The organism is Shewanella sp. 10N.286.52.E4 (genome assembly GCF_041468785.1).
Classification (GTDB): domain Bacteria; phylum Pseudomonadota; class Gammaproteobacteria; order Enterobacterales; family Shewanellaceae; genus Shewanella; species Shewanella electrodiphila.
Genome location: NZ_JBFRJJ010000004.1, coordinates 28,318 through 50,009, shown reverse-complemented (window position 1 = coordinate 50,009; position 21,692 = coordinate 28,318). Strand labels below are relative to the sequence as shown.

Sequence of the window (21,692 nt, the reverse complement as noted above, 5' to 3'; positions counted from 1 at the left end):
TTGTTACCAAATATATACAGTTGAATCTTTTTTTTAGTCAATAAGTCGTGTTTGAAAGGTAATGAGTAATTTATTTTTTCCAATAAAAAAGCCACCTTTTAGATAAGGTGGCTTGATGCTAGTAACTGGTATTTACAGTTTCTCAGAAGGCGTTGAATCAAAGCTTTTATTTTGCTCTGTCGTTGTTGGTTCAATTCCCATGAAGTACTCATACCCTTTGTCTTGTAGGGTCTTCTTAGGTTTATTTACAGTAGCGTTAGCTTGATTGTTAACTAAGCTAGGCTGTTTTGGCTTCATCTTCATGGTTTGCTTTTTATGCTCGTTATCAGGCAAAGTAACCATGTCACTATTATGAGAATTGCTATTAAAGTTATAGCTAAACACACCGTTGCCCTGAATAAATTCAACACTGGATTTATCTTCAGAATGATAAGACGCTAAAATGCCATGTTGGCCTAATGGCACTTCATGAAACAGTTCACGACCAGTACCAATTTTAACCCCATCTATAAACCAATCGGCAGCAACATTACTGACCAAGGTTATCATCGCAGATTTGAGCCCAAGTTGTTCATTGATTAATGAGTCGATTTTACTGTTATAAGATGGTTTGAATGCCATTTTAATTTTGTAATTTAAATTGCCACTCATATTCATGCTGGCATCAACAACATCGTAGGACAACAGCACACTTCGTTCATTTAAAAACGGGTCGGTTTTAATTGTATTGGTCACAATGTAATTTTCTGAGTCTTTTAAACAATCGTTAATAGACTGAAACTTAGAACATAAAGTTGAACCATCTAAATCGACAGATTGCACAGTATCTGGCTTAGAGACGTCTGCAATAACACGTTTGGTTATTTCACTTTTGAGTGCGGCTAGCTGTTCGTCTTTATTAGTACGAGTACTGTTGATGATATCGTACTCAGCCATGATTGATTTGTACTCTCGCTTTAGAGACTTGCCATCAATATCATATTTAGTTTCAAGTTGATCGACTTTAAGGACTAAAGTTTCGAGCTCTTTATAAAAGGAATCGAGATTAGCGCGAGATAAAATTCTTGTTGGCAGTTTAGAAACTAAATGCTCATATTCTGTTTGCTTACTCTTAATTTCAACGCTCAATGCATGATAATCAGATTCTTTCTTCTTATGAGTCGATAATTTATCGTTCGCAGAAATAAGTAAACTATCAATATTATACTTTTGCTCAATTTCTTGAAGTTTTTGCGTCTCACTACTAGAAATGATCTCTAAACCAAATGAGCTACTTGCATAAAAACATAATAAAATAAAAGTAATTTGACTATATCTCACTGATTCCTCCATTTTTAATTGATTTTTTGGTGTATAGCTTACGCTATAACAATTGGTCAACAGTTAGGTGATCCGTCAATAATTTTATAGTACTTAAGTTAATTTGTCTTTACAAATAGATTGTGGATTTTTGACGCTTTTTTACAACCCCCTCAAACTGTTTAGCAAGATGAATCTGTTACGGCACTCGCTTGATGCTGGTCATTACCTTTTAATGTTACTTAAGTAACTATTAATGTTGAGTATATTTTATTTTTATCATACAAGATGAGAATAGTTTATAGCTTGAGCATGATAGGAGTGAGTTCAAGGTCTAAAACATGAGGTTAATGGGTGGTTGCAGCTAAAATGTTAACTTAACGCCAAAAGTCATTTTTATGACATCGCCTTATTTGAACTTATATTTTTAGCCGCTACAGCCTGATTTTTGTGCTAAACATAGAAAAGCCCCTGTTTAACAATACCTCGAGTGAAAGAGCATTATTACATGGGGCTTTAATATCGTATGAACAACTCAATTTACAACAATTAAATTGCACACTTTTTGTGATGCCTTATTTAGCGATGCGCTTGTACTTCAGGCGATGAGGCTCAATGGCTTCGGTACCTAAGTGTTCTTTTAACCAAGCTGTATATTCAGTGTAGTTACCTTCATAGAAGTTAACTTGTCCTTCATCGCGGTAATCAAGAATATGGGTTGCGATTCTGTCTAAGAACCAACGGTCATGTGAAATAACCATGGCACAACCAGGGAACTCTAAAAGGGCTTCTTCTAATGCACGCAGTGTTTCAACGTCCAAGTCATTGGTTGGTTCATCGAGTAATAATACGTTGCCGCCAGCTTGCAATAATTTAGCAAGATGGACACGGTTACGCTCACCGCCTGATAAAGTGCCAATGATTTTTTGTTGATCGCCGCCGCGGAAATTAAAGCGGCCTACGTATGCACGACTCGGGATCTCAGTATTGTTGATACGCATGATATCTTGACCGTCTGAAATCTCTTGCCAAACGGTGTTCTTATCATTCATTGAATCTCGGAACTGTTCAACAGAGGCTATTTGCACTGATTCGCCGACTTCAATGCTGCCGCTATCCGGTTGCTCTGCACCTGAAATCATCTTGAATAGTGTCGATTTACCTGCACCGTTAGCGCCGATGATACCGACAATCGCGCCTTTTGGAACAGCGAAAGTTAAGTCATCAATCAATACTCGGTCACCATATGATTTGGTCAGGTTATTTACTTCAATAACCTTATCACCTAAACGTGGCCCAGGAGGAATGAATAACTCATTGGTTTCATTTCGCTTTTGGTAATCATTGGTGTTCAATTCTTCAAAGCGAGCCATACGGGCTTTGCCTTTTGATTGACGACCTTTTGAACCTTGGCGTACCCATTCTAATTCTTTTTGAATGGTTTTCTGGCGCGCACTTTCTGTTGAAGATTCTTGCTGTAGACGAGCATCTTTTTGCTCTAACCAAGATGAGTAATTACCTTCCCAAGGAATACCTTCACCACGGTCGAGTTCTAAAATCCAACCTGCAGCATTATCCAAGAAATATCTATCATGGGTAATAGCCACAACGGTGCCAGTATAGTCTTGTAAGAAACGTTCAAGCCAAGCGACTGATTCAGCATCCAAGTGGTTGGTTGGTTCATCGAGAAGCAACATGTCTGGCTTTTCAAGTAGTAAGCGACAAATCGCGACACGGCGACGTTCACCACCCGAAAGTACTTCGATTTTTTCATCCCAATCAGGCAGACGCAGTGCATTGGCTGCTCTATCTAATACCACATCAAGATTATGAGCATCTTGAGATTGAATAATTGCTTCAAGCTGCCCTTGCTCTTTTGCAAGCGCATCAAAATCGGCATCTGGTTCAGCATAAAGTGCATACACTTCATCTAAACGTGTAAGGGCATTTTTAGCTTCGCTTACGGCTTCTTCGATAGCCTCACGGACGGTTTGAGATTCATCCAGCTTAGGTTCTTGAGGAAGGTAGCCGATTTTTAAATCTTGCATCGGGCGAGCTTCACCTTCGATTTCAGTATCTAACCCTGCCATGATTCTAAGCAGAGTAGATTTACCTGAACCGTTTAAACCCAGAACACCAATCTTGGCGCCAGGAAAAAAACTAAGGGAAATATCTTTAAGGATTTGTTTTTTAGGTGGAACAATCTTGCCCACTCTAAGCATGCTATATACAAACTGAGCCATATTTATATCTCTTTGACTAAGATTCGGACTAGGAAATTTAATTAATTCTACTTCAATCTCGCCGTAACTGAAAATCGAACTTTTGTCATTGAAGGTTTATTCCACACCGATAGGTCAAAAAACTACTTAACAAAAACAACCGAATAAAGTAATAATCGTCTACAACATAGTTGTAACAACCCGATTTATGGATAGAAAGAGGGACAATCACTGATTGTTGGTGATATCAGGTTAATTTTTCAAAATATGTTAAGGGATTAAAGTGAGCACGATACAAAGGAAGGCTTTAAAGAGAATATTACTATGTAATTCGTTGTTTTCTGTTTCAATATTCTGCTTGTGTAGTCAAGTTAATGCCCAAGAACTCCAAGCAAAAGAATACAGGTCTTTATTCATTGAAAAAGACCAACCAACCGCTGTTTTCGCCATTAACAGCAAAGATGAAAGTTCAGATAAATCCTTTTATTCAGCAGTTAATCAATCATATTCAAATGAAGTTAATCAACTTAATTATGAGCCATCAGGTTTAGTCATAAGCTCTATCACTGCAGGAAAAGACATTAGAAGTATTAGTGGGCCTGATTTACAAAAAGGTGAAACTCTTATCACAGATACTGAGCTAATAGATAAAGACTGGTGGGGAGCATTAATTGAAATTTCTACGGTATTAGTCATTGGCGAGGTACTTTACCTGACCAGTGAAGAAAGTATGGAAGGAGATTTTGATTACGAAATTGAAGGCAATGCAGGGCAATATTTTGCAGATAGAATTGTGACAACTGATGCTTGGAAACTTGATGACAACAAGGTAGGCATGAATTGGGGGCATACCTATGCTGGCGCACTGTATTATCAAGCGTTTCGTAATTATAACTTTAATTATTATGAATCTATGGCGGGTAATTTTATCGCATCGGCAGTCTGGGAAGTCTTTGCTGAATATAAAGAAGTGGTAAGTGTGAATGATCAAATCGTTACAACATTTGGTGGTGCAGTATTGGGTGAAAGCTTATTTCAAATATCTGAAATGTTAGATTCAAAACAAGGTTGGGTTCCAACGGCTTTTAGTAGTGTTTTTAATCCGGCTAAAACCATTAAAGGTTGGTTTGGTTATGATAACCCACAAAGGTTTAATCGAACATACGCCAAGGATACGTTCAACATCTATACAGGTGCAATGTACTCCAGCAAAAAGCAGGCTGATATTTCTACGACTTCTTTAATATTGGGATTAGAGGCGAGTGTTGATAGCGTTCAAGGAAAATATGATGCTTTATCTGCGACACCTAGCCAGGTCGATTTAAACATGGAACTGGGGGTTTCTAACGAAGGGATTGAAGATTGGCAAATGGATTCTTCGATTTTTTTAGGTGGCTGGACGAGCGATGTTAATACCATATTAGATTCTGAAAATAGACGCCAGACTTGGTTTATTGGCCCATCCATGGGGCTGGAATATAGCAGTCTGGGTCAAGATGAAGAGGAAGATTTTTACGCTGCAATAAATGTGATTGGTGTATCTGCTGGAACGCAATGGTTTGTTGATGATGTTTCGATAAGTATCAGAGGCGACCTGTTTGGTGATTTTAGTATGGTGAAACCATTTGCAACAAAAGATTATCGCCAAAATGGAGGCCATTTTTGGGGGACAAAATCGGTGCTTTGGGAAGGTGGCTATGGATATGCTTTAGGCCATACTGCCAAATTAGCACTAGAGGCGAATTATAAACAATTGTTGCTCGGGGTTAAGTTTCAAAGTCAACGCTGGGACTCTATAGATGATAATGAGTTTAATCGAAGCAGTGATTGGAATCCAAACGTCAGTGACCTAGATTTTAAAGATGCACGTGATAGGTATGAAGTTTATCTCGATGTTCCTTTAACGAATACTATGAGTATCAGTATTCACCATGAACGTATCGATCGAAGTGGCACATTAACCGGAATTGAAAACTTGGCCATTGCCAATCGAAATGATGAAACAGAAAGTCGCAGTAGTATTCACTTTACTTATCAATATTAGCCGATAAATCATTGCCTGTATCATAGATTAGACTATCTAGTTTTTGTGATAAATTGAGCTGTAGAGCTTAAATATTTTGCTGATTAATATTTTAGAAAAGAGTTTTCTTAAAATTGTCACAAGGTTATGAAACTAAGAGTTAATTTGGATTTTTCTATGAAATACAATTACTGAAAGCTGCTGCAGCTGAAAATTTATAGATGGCAAATGGTACTCATAATGAATTGCAAGTAATTTCATGTTTCAAATGCTGGGATTGTGATCAATTGCGCTGTATCATACCGCGCAACCCTACTATAAGAATTAACAGCTGGAGTGAGCAATGCTAAAGAAAGCTATGAATATCGCAGATTATGATCCACAACTATTTGCAGCAATTGAAGATGAGACTCGTCGCCAAGAAGAGCACATTGAATTAATCGCATCAGAAAACTATACCAGCCCACGTGTTCTTGAAGCTCAAGGTTCACAGCTAACTAACAAGTATGCAGAAGGTTACCCTGGTAAGCGTTATTACGGTGGTTGTGAGCATGTGGATATTGCAGAAGAGTTAGCTATTTCTCGTGCAAAAGAATTATTCGGCGCTACATACGCTAACGTACAACCACATTCTGGTTCTCAAGCAAACTCAGCTGTTTTCATGGCACTGCTTCAAGGCGGTGATACTGTTTTAGGTATGAGTTTAGCCCATGGTGGTCACTTGACTCATGGTTCTCACGTTAGCTTTTCTGGCAAGTTATATAATGCTGTTCAGTACGGTATCGATGAAACCACAGGTAAGATTGATTACGCTGAAGTTGAACGTTTAGCCGTTGAACATAAACCAAAAATGATCATTGCTGGTTTTTCTGCTTATTCAGGTATTATCGATTGGGGTAAATTCCGCGAAATCGCTGACAAAGTAGGTGCTTACTTATTTGTCGATATGGCGCACGTTGCTGGTCTTGTTGCTGCAGGTATCTACCCGAATCCACTGCCACACGCTCACGTTGTTACAACGACAACTCATAAAACGCTTGCTGGTCCTCGTGGTGGTTTGATCCTTTCAGCTGTGAATGATGAAGACATTTACAAAAAGTTAAATTCGGCAGTATTCCCTGGTGGCCAAGGTGGTCCTTTAATGCACGTTATTGCTGCTAAAGCGGTTGCATTTAAAGAGGCACTAGATCCTGAGTTCACCACTTACCAAGAGCAAGTTGTTGCGAATGCTAAAGTGATGGCAAAAACCTTCATTGAGCGTGGTTATGATGTTGTTTCTGGTGGTACAGACAACCACTTATTCTTGCTAGATCTAATCAGCAAAGATATGACAGGTAAAGATGCCGATGCTGCGCTAGGTAAAGCTAACATCACTGTTAACAAAAACTCAGTACCAAATGACCCACGTTCACCATTTGTTACTTCTGGTTTACGTATTGGTTCTCCAGCAATCACCCGTCGTGGTTTTACTGAAACTGAATCTGTTGAGCTGACTAACTGGATGTGTGATGTGTTAGATGACATCACTAATGAAGGTACAATCGAGCGCGTTAAAAACCAAGTGCTTGAGTTATGTGCTAAGTATCCTGTTTACGGGTAATACTGTTTACAGGCAGTGCTGTTAACAGGAGTACTGCTGCATTTTTGTCTAGCAAAGATGCTTGTATGTTGTTTAATAATATTAGCAAGCATTTCAACATCAGCTTAGACATATCATCCATATGAACTAAGTAGGATAATCTTAATGATAAGGTTAACCTTATAAAGTAAATAGGATAAACTTTAATGGCTGTAAGTACTTTGTGCTTACGGCCATTTTATTTTTATTTCAGGAGCGAATATGCATTGCCCATTTTGTAGCGCGACAGATACCAAAGTGATTGATTCTCGTCTTGTGGCTGATGGCCATCAAGTCCGTCGTCGTCGGGAATGTACATTGTGCCATGAACGCTTTACCACCTTTGAAGGTGCAGAATTAGTCATGCCACGGGTCATTAAACAAGATGGCACCCGTCAACCGTTTGATGAAGATAAGCTACGTGGCGGTATGCTGCGTGCGGTTGAAAAACGTCCGGTATCGATTGATCAAATTGAACAAGCACTATCTAAGATTAAATCTACCTTACGTGGAACAGGTGAGCGCGAGATTGACTCTGCAATGATTGGCAACCTGATGATGGAACAATTGATGGTATTAGATAAAGTAGCGTACATACGTTTTGCGTCTGTTTATCGCGCCTTTGAAGACGTTTCACAGTTTGGCGAAGCCATCGCTAAATTACAAAAGTAATTCCTGTTTCCATTTTTTATACCGCAGAGGCCATTTGCTGCGGCTATTTCAAGTAGGTGTCTATGTCTCAGTGGTCAGTAGTTGATGTTGAAATGATGAGCCTTGCCATTTCATTGGCAGAGAAAGGGCGCTATACCACGCGTCCAAATCCAAATGTTGGCTGTGTCATTGCTGTAAACGATCACATTATTGGTCAGGGGTACCATATTAAAGCGGGTGGCCCACATGCTGAAATTCATGCGCTTCAAGATGTACAGACGAAGCAAAATCAAACAAAACTATCATCGGCTACTGCTTATGTCACCCTTGAACCGTGCAGTCATTATGGCCGAACGCCGCCCTGTGCTTTAGCCTTAATCGAGGCAGGGGTTAAACGGGTTGTGATTGCTGAAGTGGATGCAAACCCACAAGTGGCTGGCAATGGAATCCGTTTATTAAAAGAAGCAGGCATTCAAGTCGACATAGGTTTGCTAACTGAGCAAGCTAAGCTATTAAACTTAGGCTTCACCAAGAAAATGAACACGGGTCTGCCTAGAGTTACGATTAAACTGGCAGCCAGTATTGATGGCAAAACAGCGCTTTCAAATGGTGTTTCCAAATGGATCACTGGACCTGATGCGCGCGCTGATGTTCAAAAGCTTCGCGCCCGTCATTGTGCCTTAGTGACAGGCGTTGAAACGGTATTGGCTGATGACCCATCATTGAATGTGCGTTATGAACAACTTGGCAGCTTGAAAAACTCAGTTTCGGCCGCAGATCTACAACAACCTCTAAGGGTGATTTTAGATAGCCGCGCAAGGCTAACAAGTGAATTCAAATTATTTGATATCCCATCGCCTATCCTGTTGGTTTCTTGTGTCGACTACGCCGCAGAAGTAAGAGAAAAATTTAACAATCATGTTAGTTGTATCACTATTGCCGCAAATGAAGATGGACGCGTTGATTTACATGCGTTATTTACTTACTTAGGTAAACAATGCAACTCAGTTTTGATTGAATCAGGCGCATCCCTTGCGGGTAGCGTGTTAGATGCAAAGCTTGCTGATGAACTCTACCTTTATCAAGCAATGAAAATTTTAGGTAGTCACGGGCGTAATTTATTACAACTGAATGACTATCAAAGTATGGAACAAATTCCTGAGCTACAATTAGTCGATTCGCGCCGCATAGGTGCAGATCAACGTATGATATTTAGTCTCTAGCAGAATCAACTTGCTTAAATAGGCTGTAATTGCTGGCATGAGCAAGCACTGGCCAAGTTGATTAAATTGAACCGAAATTAATACAAGTGAGTCATTATGTTTACCGGCATTATTGAAGCCTTAGGCACATTAAGAAAAATCGAGCGTAAAGGTGATGATATACGCCTAAACGTAGCAAGTGGTCATCTGGATTTATCTGATGTGAAGTTAGGCGATAGTATTGCCACTAACGGTGTGTGTTTAACCGTGGTCCAATGCCTTGCTGACGGATACGTTGCTGACATTTCGGCAGAAACCGTGGCACTGACAGGCTTTGCTAATTATCACGTTGGTCAAAAAGTTAATTTAGAAAAAGCGGTATTGCCGACAACTCGCCTTGGCGGTCACATGGTCAGTGGTCATGTAGATGGCATAGCCGCTGTTGAGCAAAGAAGTGTCCGCGGAAAAGCGATTGAATTTTGGTTAGCGGCGCCAGCTGAGCTTGCTCATTACATTGCTCATAAAGGTTCAATTACCATCGATGGCGTTAGTCTGACAGTGAATGAAATAGATGGGCACCGCTTTCGATTAACGATTGTGCCGCATACAGCATCTGAAACAACACTTACAGCATTACAAGCGGGTGATAAGGTCAACATTGAAGTTGATTTGATTGCTCGTTATTTAGAGCGCTTAATGAATCCTGAAAAGCCAACAACTTCAGGCGGTGGGGTCACTATGGAAATGCTCGCCAACGCTGGATTTATGCGATAACCCTATTTTTACCCTTTATTGCAAATATCGGGAATAACAACACAAAGGTCTTAATATGGCACTACATAGTATAGAAGAGATCATCGAAGACATTCGCCAAGGTAAAATGGTTATCTTGATGGACGATGAAGACAGAGAAAATGAAGGCGATTTGATTATGGCTGCCGAAAAGGTGACGCCAGAAGCAATTAACTTTATGGCGACTTACGGTCGTGGTCTAATCTGTCAAACTATGACTAAAGAGCGTTGCCTGCAACTAAACTTGCCATTAATGGTGACCAATAATAACGCTCAGTTCTCGACAAACTTTACCGTGTCAATTGAAGCGGCAACCGGTGTAACAACAGGTATTTCAGCTCACGATCGCGCAGTGACAGTTCAAGCAGCAGTGGCAAAAGAGGCTAAAGCGGCTGACTTAGTTCAACCTGGACATATTTTTCCATTGATGGCACAAGATGGCGGTGTGTTAACTCGCGCAGGTCATACAGAAGCTGGCTGTGATTTATCGCGTTTGGCTGGACTTGAGCCGTCTGGAGTGATTGTTGAAATCCTCAATGATGATGGCACTATGGCGCGCTGTCCTGATTTAGAAGTATTCAGTGAAAAGCATGGTATCAAAATGGGTACTATCGCTGATTTGATTGAATATCGTAATACCAAAGAAACCACAGTAGTGCGCGAAGCAGAATGTAAATTGCCGACACGCTTTGGTGAATTTAACATGGTGACTTTCAGAGATACCATCGATAACCAATTACATTATGCGTTAGTTAAAGGTGATGTTGAACAGAACTGTTTAGTACGCGTTCATTTACAGAATACGTTTAACGATTTATTACATTCAGAACGAGATCAAAAGCGCAGTTGGCCACTTGATAAGGCCATGGAACGTATAGCTTCAGAAGGCGGCGTTTTAGTCTTGTTAGGCCATGAAGAACATTCAAGTGAAATGCTAGCCAAAGTCAAAGCCTTTGAAGCTGAAGATAATGGTCAAGCACCCACAGCGGCTAAATGGGAAGGAACCTCTCGTAAAGTCGGTATCGGCTCACAAATTCTATCTAGTCTTGGTGTTAGCACAATGCGTCTATTGAGCTCGCCGAAACATTACCATTCGTTATCAGGCTTTGGTTTAGAAGTTACTGATTACATTGCAGAATAATTCACTAATTTAGTGAAGTTAACATTTATCATTAATTGCACAGGACTCAGGGCATTTTGCTGTGGTATTATAGCGCCACTTTTGCCCAGAGCTGGGTGCTTTAGCTAATTTAGGTAAGATAATGAACGTAGTTCAAGGTAATATCGAAGCAAAAAATGCCAAAGTGGCGATCGTTGTGTCGCGTTTCAACAGTTTTTTAGTTGAAAGTCTGCTTGATGGCGCAATAGATACACTAAAACGTTTTGGTCAGGTTGAAGATGACAACATTACTGTTGTTCGTGTTCCTGGCGCTGTTGAATTACCACTTGCTGCACGTCGTGTTGCTGCTTGTGGAAAGTTTGACGGTATCATTGCACTAGGTGCAGTGATTCGTGGTGGTACTCCGCATTTTGATTTAGTTGCAGGTGAATGTAACAAGGGTCTAGCTCAAGTTGCTTTAGAGTTTGATATCCCAGTTTCATTTGGCGTGTTAACCACAGATACTATTGAGCAAGCAATTGAGCGCTCTGGTACTAAAGCAGGTAATAAAGGCACAGAAGCTGCCCTTGGCCTACTTGAAATGGTTAACGTTCTGCAAGAATTAGAACAACAGTTGGTATAGTAGTAGGAAAAGTAATGAAGCCTTCAGAGCGCCGTAAGGCACGCCGTTTAGCTGTTCAAGCTATTTATTCGTGGCAATTAAGCAAGAATAACGTTGCTGATGTTGAACATGAATTTTTAACTGAGCAAAACATTAACGGTGTTGATGTAGCTTATTTTCGTGAATTGCTATCAGGTGTAGCCACGAAAGCAACTCAACTTGATGATCTTCTAAAACCTCACTTAGATCGTGATATTGAAGATGTATCTCCAGTTGAAAAAGCCATTGTGCGCTTAGCTGCATATGAATTAACTTATCGTAAAGATGTGCCATATAAAGTGGCTATCAACGAAGGTATTGAGTTAGCGAAAGCGTTTGGTGCCGACGACAGCCATAAGTTTGTCAATGGTATGCTAGATAAGCTTGTTACTCGCAAGTAATAAATGAAAACGGTATCTTCGGATACCGTTTTTGTATCACTCAGATACTTCTATAAAACATATAGGTGGGCGGGCAACCGTACCAGATTTATCGTGAAAGAATTCCAAATTATTGAACAATTTTTCCGTGATAAAGGCCAACAGCGCCGTGATGTTCATCTCGGTATTGGCGATGATTGCGCCATAGTGCAACCAGCAGAAAATAAATCCATCGCGATCTCTTGCGATACTCTCGTCGAAAATATTCACTTTTTGCCAACCATGCCAGCTCACGAGTTAGGCTATAAATCTGTGGCTGTTAATTTGTCAGATTTAGCCGCAATGGGCGCAGACCCTGCATGGATGACATTAGCGCTCACTCTACCTGATGTTGATAACCAATGGTTACAAGAATTCAGTGAGGGCTTATTTGAAGCTGCAGAATATTATAGCGTCAGCTTAATTGGTGGAGATACCACTCGTGGCCCTCGATGTATTAACATCACTATTCACGGTCAAGTACCTACCGGTAAAGCATTAACCCGTAGTGGCGCAAAAATCGGTGATTGGATTTATGTGACAGGCACGTTAGGCGATTCAGCCTTAGGTTTAGATGTATTGCTGGGCAACAAAGAAGTTGATCTGCAATATAAAGAATTTTTGATAAACCGACATTATCATCCAACGCCTAGAATTATTGCCGGTCAAGCTCTGCGTTCATTGGCTACCAGTGCCATTGATTTATCTGATGGATTAAATTCAGATATAAAGCATGTTTTAAAAGCCTCCAATGTCGGTGCGATTATTGATGTCAATGAATTGCCTTTATCCAAATCACTTATTGAGTCTGTAGGTAAACATGAAGCAATTAATTACGCACTCACAGGCGGTGAAGATTATGAGCTATTATTTACAGTACCAGAAGCCCAGCGAGGCGCATTAGATACAGCCTTACTCCACGCCGGGGTTAAGTTTGTCAAAATAGGCCAAATTTGTGCCGGTGATAAATTACGACTTGTATCTGATGGACAACCTTTTGAGTTAGACGCGAAAAACTTTGAGCATTTTTAATGAAATTTTTATCTACTGATCCGGCAGTATTAAAGCTGTCTTTAAAAAATCCAGTACACTTCTTAGCGCTGGGTTTTGGTAGTGGTCTTGCTGCGAAAGCACCGGGTACATTTGGCACCCTTGCCGCTGTGCCATTGGTTTATTTAATGAGCCACTTAAGTCTGACAGCTTTTATTATTATAACTCTCGTCAGCACGCTGGTGGGCTTTTATATTTGTGATAAAGCTGCAAAAGATATGGGCGTACATGATCATGGCGCCATTGTTTGGGATGAAGTTGCAGGCTTAATGATTACCATGATAGCTGCGCCTGCTGGGCTTATATGGCTTGTCATCGGTTTTGCATTGTTTCGTTTTTTCGATATCCTTAAACCTTGGCCTATCCGTTGGTTAGACGCAAAAGTTCATGGCGGATTTGGGATTATGATTGATGATGTCTTAGCTGGTATCTTTGCTCTAGTTTGTTTGCAGGCGATTTATTATTTCGTATAGAGCCATCTAAACAGCTATTGAAAGCAACGTTACTTTCAGTAAATTAAAATTTCGTTTCAATAAGTAAAACTAGAAAAGCCCACATGAAGTGGGCTTTTTTGTTTGATAAATAAGTGCCGATTGCGGCTTGTTATCGAGCAAGATTGGCTTAATCAGTGTAAAAGCTCTCGCGCATTTGCGAGTGCATTTTCAGTGATAACATCACCCGCCAGTAACCTTGCTAACTCACTGATGCGCTGCTCTTTATCAAGCGGTTTCATTTGAGTCTCAGTGCCACCACTTTTGGTAAACTTGTTCACTAACATATGTTGATGACCATTACCGGCAACTTGCGGTAAATGAGTCACACAGATAACTTGGGTCGATTCCCCCAAACTACGAAGCATTCGACCGACAACCGCTGCTGTCGGGCCAGAAATACCCACATCAACTTCATCGAATATTAATGTTGGGGTTGAAACTTTTCTAGCCGTGATGACCTGAATACCTAAGCCTATTCGAGATAACTCACCACCTGATGCCACTTTAGCAATAGGTTGTAAGGGCTGGCCTGGGTTGGTGGTTACTTGAAATTCTATTTGATCGCTGCCCATTAATGACTGTGACTCAGGATTAAAGTTAACCGCAATATTGAACTTGCCTTTAGGCATATTTAGCTCGTGTATTGACTGAGTTACCAGTTTATTGAGCTCTTTGGCATAACGTTGGCGGCTTTGGCTGAGTTTCTGTGCGTTTTTAATATAAGCGAGTTTACTGTCATCTAATTGTTGCTGAATCTCATCTAGACGGCTTGCATCGCTACTGAGCTCTGATAGTTCAGCTTTTAACTGCCCGTGGTGCTCAGCTAGATATTCGGTCTGCACATGATGCTTGCGAGCCAGTTGCATTGCTTTAGATATTCGCTGCTCAAGAAAGGCAAAATGTTCAGGGTCTAACTCAATTCTACTGAGATAATCCTGCACTTCACTAGTGCTTTCTTGGACTTGTATCAAAGCTTCATTGAGCATTTCTGCAATGTTTTTAAGTGTAGGGTCAAAGCTCTGTAAGCTGTCAGCGACTGTCACAGCGCGGTTAAGCAAAGATTCAATATTATGTTCGTCATCTTCACTGAGCAATTGGAGTGCGCTTTGACAACTTTCAATTAAGTCGGTGCCGTTTGCTAAGCGTTTATGTTCTTGCTCTATTTGTTCAAACTCGCCAGGTATTAAAGCAAACTCATCTAATTCTTCAACTTGATATTGCACCAGTTGTTTTCGAGCAATACGCTCTTGTTGATTCTGTTGTAATTGTTTGAGTTCATTTTCAACATTTTTACAGCGCTGATAACTTTTAGTCACGCTATCAAGCAATAACTTATGATTGGCGTAGCTATCGAGCAGTGTGAGTTGATGTTCACTTTTTAGCATTGCGTGGTGTGCATGTTGCCCATGGATCCCAACAAATAATTGCCCAAGTGTTTTTAACTGCGAAAGTGGTACAGGGTTACCATTAATGTAAGCGCGAGAACGCCCATCGGCACTGATGGTTCGACGTAATATACATTCATCTTCGACATCAAGATCGTTATCTTCAAGCCAGCGTTTGGCAAATGGCACATCATCTATTGTAAAGCGTGCGCTCACTTCAGCTTTGTTGGCACCTGGTCTCACTGTATTGGCATCAGCGCGATTACCTAAACATAAACCTAAGGCGTCTATTGCAATCGATTTACCCGCACCTGTTTCACCTGTAATGCTGGTCATGCCGGCTTTAAAGTCGAGTTCAAGAAAACGTACAATCGCGAAATTATTAATGCTTAATTGGCAAAGCATAATCAATCCTTGTGTGAATAATCATCAAACCACTGTATTTATAAACAGTTTACACTGTTTTTTTATACAGTAAAGTACTGGTTGTTGATTTTTGTTATAAGGATTTTAATCTCCATGTAAACAATAATATAAGCTGGCTCAGTTTATGTTGTGGAGTAACTTCTCAATAATAGGCAGTGTAATAAATGTGGCGATAGTACTGATTAAAATGCATTTAGCACTGGCTAAACCATAGGTTTGATAGCGTTGGGCAAGTAAGTAAACACTCGCTGCAGTAGGAAGCGCCGCCAAAATAACGCCCATGATAAGCAACTCAGTATCAACATTAAAATACCGTAACAAGGCGTATGCGATAATGGGCTGAAATACCAGCTTTAACATATTTAGCACGGTCATTTCGATAGCAATGTGGTGTCTAGTTTCTGAAGGCTCTTCGCCGCCATGCATGGCTTTGGCTAACACCATACCGATTGCAAACAGCGCACACGGGCTAGATGTATTACCGATAAGTCGCATCATCACGCTTAGACTATCAGGTATGGGAAGCTTAACAGCGGAGGCTGCAACCCCCAGGGCGCAACCAATAACAATTGGGTTACTGCTGAGCGCATTGAGCATGATAATAATGGGATGACGTTTTTGCTGCTTATTAATGGCCAGCTCCATGCTTACCATCACAAAGGCAAACATGACAATTGATAATAAACTGGCAATCGCAGCTAATGTAATTGCATGGTTGTTTCCTGGATAGATCATCATCATCAGAGGAATACCGATAAAGGCTGTGTTACCAAAACTGGTATTAAGCCCCCTGATAGCAGCTAATGCAGGTTGCTTCTTATCAGCTGATAACGAGATGACAGCAGTGACAAAATAGGTAACGAGCATTGTAATGCCAAATGATGCAATAAACCCCCATTGCAAAATTTCATCAATGTCTGTTTCGGCTAAGGCAATAAACAGTATTGAAGGGAAGGCAACATAGTAAACATATTCATTAAGGGTAAAGTCAGTATCATGTGGCAAGACTTTAAGCTTTTGTATAATAAAGCCTAAAAGCATGATTCCGAAAACGGCAATAAGAGGGGTAAGAATACTGGGCATCCCTCAATCCTTGTTAATGAGTAAAGTGATAATGATAGGCGCTAGTCGTGAGTGTTTTGCGATTCAAGCATAAAATACTCAATCATAATGTTGTAAATATTAAGGTGAAACTAATCGAGCGCAACCTTCAATAGCTTGTAGGTAATACAAGAAGTTTTGGCTGTAAGTTGAATGAGTCATAGCCTTTAATTTCGATTCTATTAAATGAGTCTACTTGAAATAACGTAAAAGAAAATGCGATTAAGGTCTTACTTTAGATGATAAAAACCTTCAAAGAAGTAAAGGGAGTGTTGCTGGCATCACTCCCACTATTAACTCTGATTAAACAGCGTCACTTTTAGCTATTTACTGAGCGCTAATGCCAATATTTGATACACCAGCATCGACAATTTCTTTGCGTAACTCTTTAATAAATTCAGCAGATATTTTTGGATTAGCTTCAACAATATCCAACAACATCCCTTGAAGCTCTTTCTCTTCTTTCATAACAGGATGATTGAAAACAAACTCTTCGACTACTTCTTCGTTTAGCTCGTCTTGAAGTTCTTCAACACTGATTGCTTCGATATAATTGGCTACAGTGCTTGAAGACAGCTTACTGATGTTAGTAATATCTTCTTCTATTTTACCTTGAATGCCGCCTAGAAGCGTTGTTAATGCCACTGCTGCGTCCATTGCTGGATAGACACCATATGCTTCAAAGTCACTTGGCTCAGGCGTGTTGTCTTCAAGACGTTGTAAATGGATATCGTAGTTAAATTTAAGTTTTTTATCGTACTGAGATTGCCAAAGCAAATCTAATACAGTGCTGAGCATTTTTGGCTCGCCAAACTCACATACTTCAGAAAAAAGTTGGTAGTTTGGCAGCATACGCTGACAAAGTGCGGTCGCAAATAATTGCTTTTGAGGTAAAGATAACGCTTTTAAACGTTTAAAAAAGCCGGGTTGATTACTCATTGGGAACATCCGCTGATAACTGTGATATCACTTGATTTGCTGCTGATTCTACCTTAGTTAGCTCGTCAAGTAACTCTAGTATTTCCGGTTCTAGATCATCAAGGCTGATTTTTTTCTTCAGTGATGATTCTATCTCTTGGCAAAGCTTTTGGGTATTGGGCACGCCGCAGTAACAACTGGCGCCATGTAACTTGTGTACCGTTTGTATCATGAGTTGATGATCCGCATTTTTGATGGCGGTTTCGATGTCTATGATAGTGCTAGGTAATGAGTCCACAAGCATTTGCAGCATTTCAATTGCCAAGTCTGGTTTTTGATTGGTTTGAGCTAAGCATAGTTCCCAATTCAAGGTGTGCATATCAAAGTGGGTAAACTTAGGTTTATTGATCCAGCGATTAATCACGCCCTTTAGCGCTGCTTCATCAATCGGTTTTGGCAAATAACCATCCATACCACTACCTAAAATCAATTCTCGTTCTTCCGCAATGGCGTGAGCTGTGACCGCAATAATTGGCGTATTTCTATTTTGTGACTCTTGGCGAATATATTTGGTTGCAGTAATGCCATCGGTGCCAGGCATTTGAATGTCCATAAAGATGACATCAAAGGATTGTTGTTTAGCGTATTTGACCGCATCATCACCGTTATTGACAGAAATGACATTAACGACAATTTCTTTTAGCAATGTGTCGATGAGTTTTAGGTTGGCAATGTTGTCATCAACAGCGAGCACGCTTAAATTCTTGCGCTCGAAAACAACCTCTTGGCTAACTTCTGTTAATAATGCCGTTTGGGTTGGCGGATGGATAAGCTGATTGGCTAAATCATAGTCACTGATTGGCATGCTCATCAAAATATCAGTATTAGGGCGTAATGCCTGATTGAGTATTTCTTGTTGTTCTATGCAGTCATGGAGCAAAACTAAGCAAGCCGTTTTTTCTCTCGCAATTTTTAAGAACTCGAGTAATTGTTCGTTATCATTAAAGCCATGACAACTAATCAAAATATAGTCGTAGTGAATTTTGCTTGACGAAAGTGTTGACGCTAAATGGTTAACTTGACCTACAGAAGTTAAATGTAAGCCCCATGCCTCAAAGCGACGGTTGAACGTATCTCGGGTCAATTCACGAGCTTCAAACAATAATAGCGTTTTATCACGAAGGGAGTCTAAATGAAGTACTTCTCCAATATGGAATTGGCTAAGTTCTAGCGGCAGCATAAACCAGAACGTGGACCCTTTGTTCGGCGTGGATGTAAACCCAATTTGACCGCCCATTTGGTTTATTAAGCGCTTGGTAATGACGAGCCCAAGCCCAGTTCCGCCAAAGCGTCGCGAGATTGAAGAGTCAGCTTGACCAAATGCCTGGAATAAATATTCTTGCTGGCTTTCATCAATACCGATGCCGGTATCTATGATTTCACAACGCAAGGTAATGTTTTCATCTTTTTGGCCAACAAGATGAATCTTTAATACCACACTACCTTGGTCGGTAAATTTAATCGCGTTGCCGATTAAGTTTGTCATGATTTGGCCAACACGCATGGCATCGCCGCTGACACTTTCTGGTACGTTATCATCTATATCAATGACTAATTCGATTTTTTTCTCTTGAGCGCTACCCGATACAATACTGACCGTCTCAGAAATGGTTTCTCTTAATGCAAATGGCATTTTCTCAAGCACCATTTTACCCGCTTCAAGTTTAGAGAAATCAAGAATGTCGTTAATGATACCGAGTAAGTTACTGGCACTGCGCTCAATGGTTTTGATGTAGTCAAGCTGACTTGAATGCAAAGGGGTTTTGATTAACTGCCTAGAGAAACCAATTACACCATTAAGCGGTGTGCGTAGTTCGTGAGACATGTTAGCTAAGAACTCTGATTTTATTCGACTGGCTTCTAATGCGCGTTTTTTCGCTAAGTCTAATTCAACGTTTTGAATTTCAATTTGTTCTAAGGTTTCACGTAAATCAGAAGTTGCTTGATCGATATTTTGCTGCATTTCATCGTGATATTCAGATAAGGAGCTCGCCATGGCATTGATACCACGTTTCAATAAATCAAGCTCGCCAATAAGCTGGCCATCTAATCGAGTATCCAGTTTGCCTTCGCGAATTTTAGCCACCACTCGTACCATTTCAGTAATAGGGTAGTTAACGTGTTTTACTAATCTAAACGTGAAAAATAAGTTCAACTGCACACCAATCAAAACGATGACAAATGCCGCTATCGCAGCGCGGTGCTGCTCGAGTAAGGCGTTTTCCTTATTCAACAATATCGAGATATAACCCAAGATCTGCTGACCTTCAGCATTGGTTATCGTAGGGGGGACGTTTTTTGCTGGAGAAGCTGTAGCGATATAATTGGTATTTTGTTGATTGATGCCAGTATGGGAAATAATGGGTACACGGATCACCATAGTGTCATCAATGGTTTCGTACTGACTAGCAATCAGTGACTCAAGCGCTCTGGTATAGCGCATACTTTCAAAATCTTTGTGATAATGGGAGGTGACGAATAATTGGTTATCATTGTCAAAAATCGCAATTGAATGAATTAAAGATGAGTTACTCAGCTGCGATGCTGCCAGTAATCGTTTGCTGGCTTCTCTGTCTTCAGTCGCTAAGCCAAACTCACTGGCAATGGCCAAAGGTTCGACAATACTTCGACCTTGGGCTATTAAGGTTTCTTCAAGTTCATAAAAACGGTTTATGGTGAAGTAACTTCCAAGTAGAATACCCACCATAACAGTAGGCGCTAACGCAAGTACGAGCACCCAAGAACGGAGGCTGTATTTGGTCATGTTGTTAGCAGTATTCATCGTGAAGTTATTATTCCTAAAGACTTTTATTCATTATGTTGTCTAGATTGCCAGAAATACAGCACTCTTGACTAGTGATTTATTCAAAACCAGAGGCCAAAATGGCGCAATTTTTTAAAGCAAAACCAAACAAGACTAAGCAGTTATCAGCAAAGTTGAGTTTAACGGTAACACAACTCGATCACCTCGGTGCAGGTATTGCACAACATAACGGGAAAGTCGTGTTTGTACCGGGTGCGCTTCCTGGTGAAACAGTGACAGCTCAATTGACTGAGCAAAAGAAAAAATATGCCAAGGCCAAATTATTTAAGGTTGATAAACCAGCACCTCATCGCGTAAACGCTCAATGCCCACATTATCAGCAATGTGGAGGATGTGATTTACAGCATATGGACATAGAAGCACAGCGTGACCATAAACAATTAGCGTTAACCAATTTAATGAGTAAATTGGCCATTAATGTCGATTCAACGATGGTAGCTGACGCCGTCATCGGTGAAGAGTGGCATTATCGACGTCGTGCTCGTTTAGCGACATTATTTGATAAAAAAACCAAGAAATTACAACTAGGGTTTCGGGCTGCTAATAGCAGTGACATTGTTCAAATTAAACAGTGTGACGTACTTGCTAAGCCTCTATCAGCATTAATTACACCGTTTACAGAACTGCTCAATCAATTACAGGCTAAAACGACCTTAGGCCATTTAGAACTCACAGAAGCTGAGAACGGTTTGTTTGCTGTATTGCGAATAACTAAAGCATTAAAACCCGCTGATGAGCAATTACTGATTGATTTCGCCGCATCGCATAACATTAACTTGCTTGTGCAAGATAATGATAGTCAAGTTCATGGGTTATATTCAGTGCCGTCAAATACTGCTTCAGATGATACGGCATCAGACCAAGCAGGAATTGAGTTGCCACAATACAGTTTAGCTGATGGGCAAGTGGATTGCCGCTTTAGCCCAGGTAATTTTGTTCAGGTTAATGCTGATATTAATCAACGAATGGTTGCGCAAGCTATTGAATGGCTAGCCCCCCAAGCGAATGAGCGTATTTTAGATTTATTTTGTGGTGTTGGTAACTTTAGTTTGCCACTGGCTACCAAAGCTGCGGATGTTATTGGTGTTGAAGGCGTACCTGAAATGGTGGCTCAAGCAAAACAAAATGCACTGGATAATAATTTAACCAACTTAAGTTTCTTTCATGCCGATTTGAGCGCTGATTTATCAGAAGCATCATGGCTTGGACGTATCGATAAGTTACTGCTTGATCCTGCCAGAGCCGGGGCATATGAAAGTTTACAATGGCTTTCTAAAATGAAGCCTAAGAAGGTCGTTTATGTGTCGTGTAATCCAGCAAGTTTAGCCAGAGACAGTCAAGTATTGATAGAACAAGGCTATAAACTAAAACAATTGATGATGCTCGATATGTTTCCTCAAACACATCATATTGAAGCCATGGCTTTGTTCGAAATAAAGTGAATCATC

Annotated in this window: 17 protein-coding genes; 11 read left to right on the top strand and 6 right to left on the bottom strand. The window is 40.4% G+C overall.

Annotated features, from left to right (window positions below):
* Window positions 1-132 precede the first annotated feature (132 nt).
* Both AB4153_RS01655 and ettA read right to left on the bottom strand, forming a co-directional pair.
* Window positions 133-1,320, bottom strand: coding sequence for a hypothetical protein (locus tag AB4153_RS01655; protein ID WP_102526935.1), 1,188 nt, complete (start codon window positions 1,318-1,320; stop codon window positions 133-135).
* Between the two features lie 554 nt (window positions 1,321-1,874).
* On the bottom strand, window positions 1,875-3,542 hold the full coding sequence (gene ettA, locus AB4153_RS01650; RefSeq protein WP_102526936.1) for an energy-dependent translational throttle protein EttA: 1,668 nt from the start codon (window positions 3,540-3,542) through the stop codon (window positions 1,875-1,877).
* Window positions 3,543-3,879: 337 nt separating this feature from the next.
* Between ettA and AB4153_RS01645 the strand changes: the two genes are divergently transcribed.
* From AB4153_RS01645 to AB4153_RS01600, 10 genes are all read left to right on the top strand, one after another.
* The gene (locus AB4153_RS01645; protein ID WP_303513037.1) at window positions 3,880-5,565 is read left to right on the top strand and encodes a DUF3943 domain-containing protein; all 1,686 of its coding nucleotides are present in this window, start codon (window positions 3,880-3,882) and stop codon (window positions 5,563-5,565) included.
* Window positions 5,566-5,887: 322 nt separating this feature from the next.
* Window positions 5,888-7,144: a serine hydroxymethyltransferase gene (glyA, locus tag AB4153_RS01640; protein ID WP_102526938.1), complete on the top strand. Its 1,257-nt coding sequence runs from the start codon at window positions 5,888-5,890 to the stop codon at window positions 7,142-7,144.
* A gap of 240 nt (window positions 7,145-7,384) precedes the next feature.
* Window positions 7,385-7,834, top strand: a complete 450-nt coding sequence (gene nrdR / locus AB4153_RS01635) for a transcriptional regulator NrdR (RefSeq protein WP_102526939.1) — start codon at window positions 7,385-7,387, stop codon at window positions 7,832-7,834.
* A 56-nt stretch (window positions 7,835-7,890) separates the two neighbouring features.
* Complete coding sequence (gene ribD / locus AB4153_RS01630; protein WP_371996148.1) at window positions 7,891-9,036, top strand: bifunctional diaminohydroxyphosphoribosylaminopyrimidine deaminase/5-amino-6-(5-phosphoribosylamino)uracil reductase RibD; 1,146 nt, start codon at window positions 7,891-7,893, stop codon at window positions 9,034-9,036.
* Between the two features lie 96 nt (window positions 9,037-9,132).
* The gene (locus AB4153_RS01625) at window positions 9,133-9,789 is read left to right on the top strand and encodes a riboflavin synthase (protein ID WP_102526941.1); all 657 of its coding nucleotides are present in this window, start codon (window positions 9,133-9,135) and stop codon (window positions 9,787-9,789) included.
* Between the two features lie 55 nt (window positions 9,790-9,844).
* The gene (gene ribBA, locus AB4153_RS01620) at window positions 9,845-10,948 is read left to right on the top strand and encodes a bifunctional 3,4-dihydroxy-2-butanone-4-phosphate synthase/GTP cyclohydrolase II (RefSeq protein WP_371996146.1); all 1,104 of its coding nucleotides are present in this window, start codon (window positions 9,845-9,847) and stop codon (window positions 10,946-10,948) included.
* Between the two features lie 121 nt (window positions 10,949-11,069).
* Complete coding sequence (ribE, locus tag AB4153_RS01615; RefSeq protein WP_055023789.1) at window positions 11,070-11,549, top strand: 6,7-dimethyl-8-ribityllumazine synthase; 480 nt, start codon at window positions 11,070-11,072, stop codon at window positions 11,547-11,549.
* 14 nt (window positions 11,550-11,563) lie between these two features.
* The gene (nusB, locus tag AB4153_RS01610) at window positions 11,564-11,968 is read left to right on the top strand and encodes a transcription antitermination factor NusB (protein ID WP_076543020.1); all 405 of its coding nucleotides are present in this window, start codon (window positions 11,564-11,566) and stop codon (window positions 11,966-11,968) included.
* 93 nt (window positions 11,969-12,061) lie between these two features.
* Complete coding sequence (thiL, locus tag AB4153_RS01605; protein ID WP_303513027.1) at window positions 12,062-13,018, top strand: thiamine-phosphate kinase; 957 nt, start codon at window positions 12,062-12,064, stop codon at window positions 13,016-13,018.
* A complete protein-coding gene (locus AB4153_RS01600; RefSeq protein WP_303513025.1) occupies window positions 13,018-13,509 on the top strand; it encodes a phosphatidylglycerophosphatase A in 492 nt (163 codons plus the stop codon). Before thiL ends, AB4153_RS01600 begins: the two co-directional genes overlap by 1 nt.
* 152 nt (window positions 13,510-13,661) lie before the next feature.
* Here the strand turns inward: AB4153_RS01600 and recN are convergent, their stop codons facing one another.
* The 4 genes from recN to barA all read right to left on the bottom strand — a co-directional run bounded on the left by recN (window position 13,662) and on the right by barA (window position 20,202).
* On the bottom strand, window positions 13,662-15,320 hold the full coding sequence (gene recN / locus AB4153_RS01595) for a DNA repair protein RecN (protein WP_102526945.1): 1,659 nt from the start codon (window positions 15,318-15,320) through the stop codon (window positions 13,662-13,664).
* 138 nt (window positions 15,321-15,458) lie between these two features.
* Complete coding sequence (locus AB4153_RS01590; RefSeq protein WP_371996144.1) at window positions 15,459-16,424, bottom strand: AEC family transporter; 966 nt, start codon at window positions 16,422-16,424, stop codon at window positions 15,459-15,461.
* 345 nt (window positions 16,425-16,769) lie between these two features.
* Window positions 16,770-17,381: a YjaG family protein gene (locus AB4153_RS01585; protein WP_229368923.1), complete on the bottom strand. Its 612-nt coding sequence runs from the start codon at window positions 17,379-17,381 to the stop codon at window positions 16,770-16,772.
* Window positions 17,374-20,202 (bottom strand): two-component sensor histidine kinase BarA, encoded by a 2,829-nt coding sequence (gene barA, locus AB4153_RS01580; RefSeq protein ID WP_102526948.1) that lies wholly within the window; start codon window positions 20,200-20,202, stop codon window positions 17,374-17,376. Before barA ends, AB4153_RS01585 begins: the two co-directional genes overlap by 8 nt.
* A gap of 101 nt (window positions 20,203-20,303) precedes the next feature.
* Between barA and rlmD the strand changes: the two genes are divergently transcribed.
* Window positions 20,304-21,686, top strand: coding sequence for a 23S rRNA (uracil(1939)-C(5))-methyltransferase RlmD (gene rlmD / locus AB4153_RS01575; RefSeq protein WP_371996141.1), 1,383 nt, complete (start codon window positions 20,304-20,306; stop codon window positions 21,684-21,686).
* Window positions 21,687-21,692 lie beyond the last annotated feature (6 nt).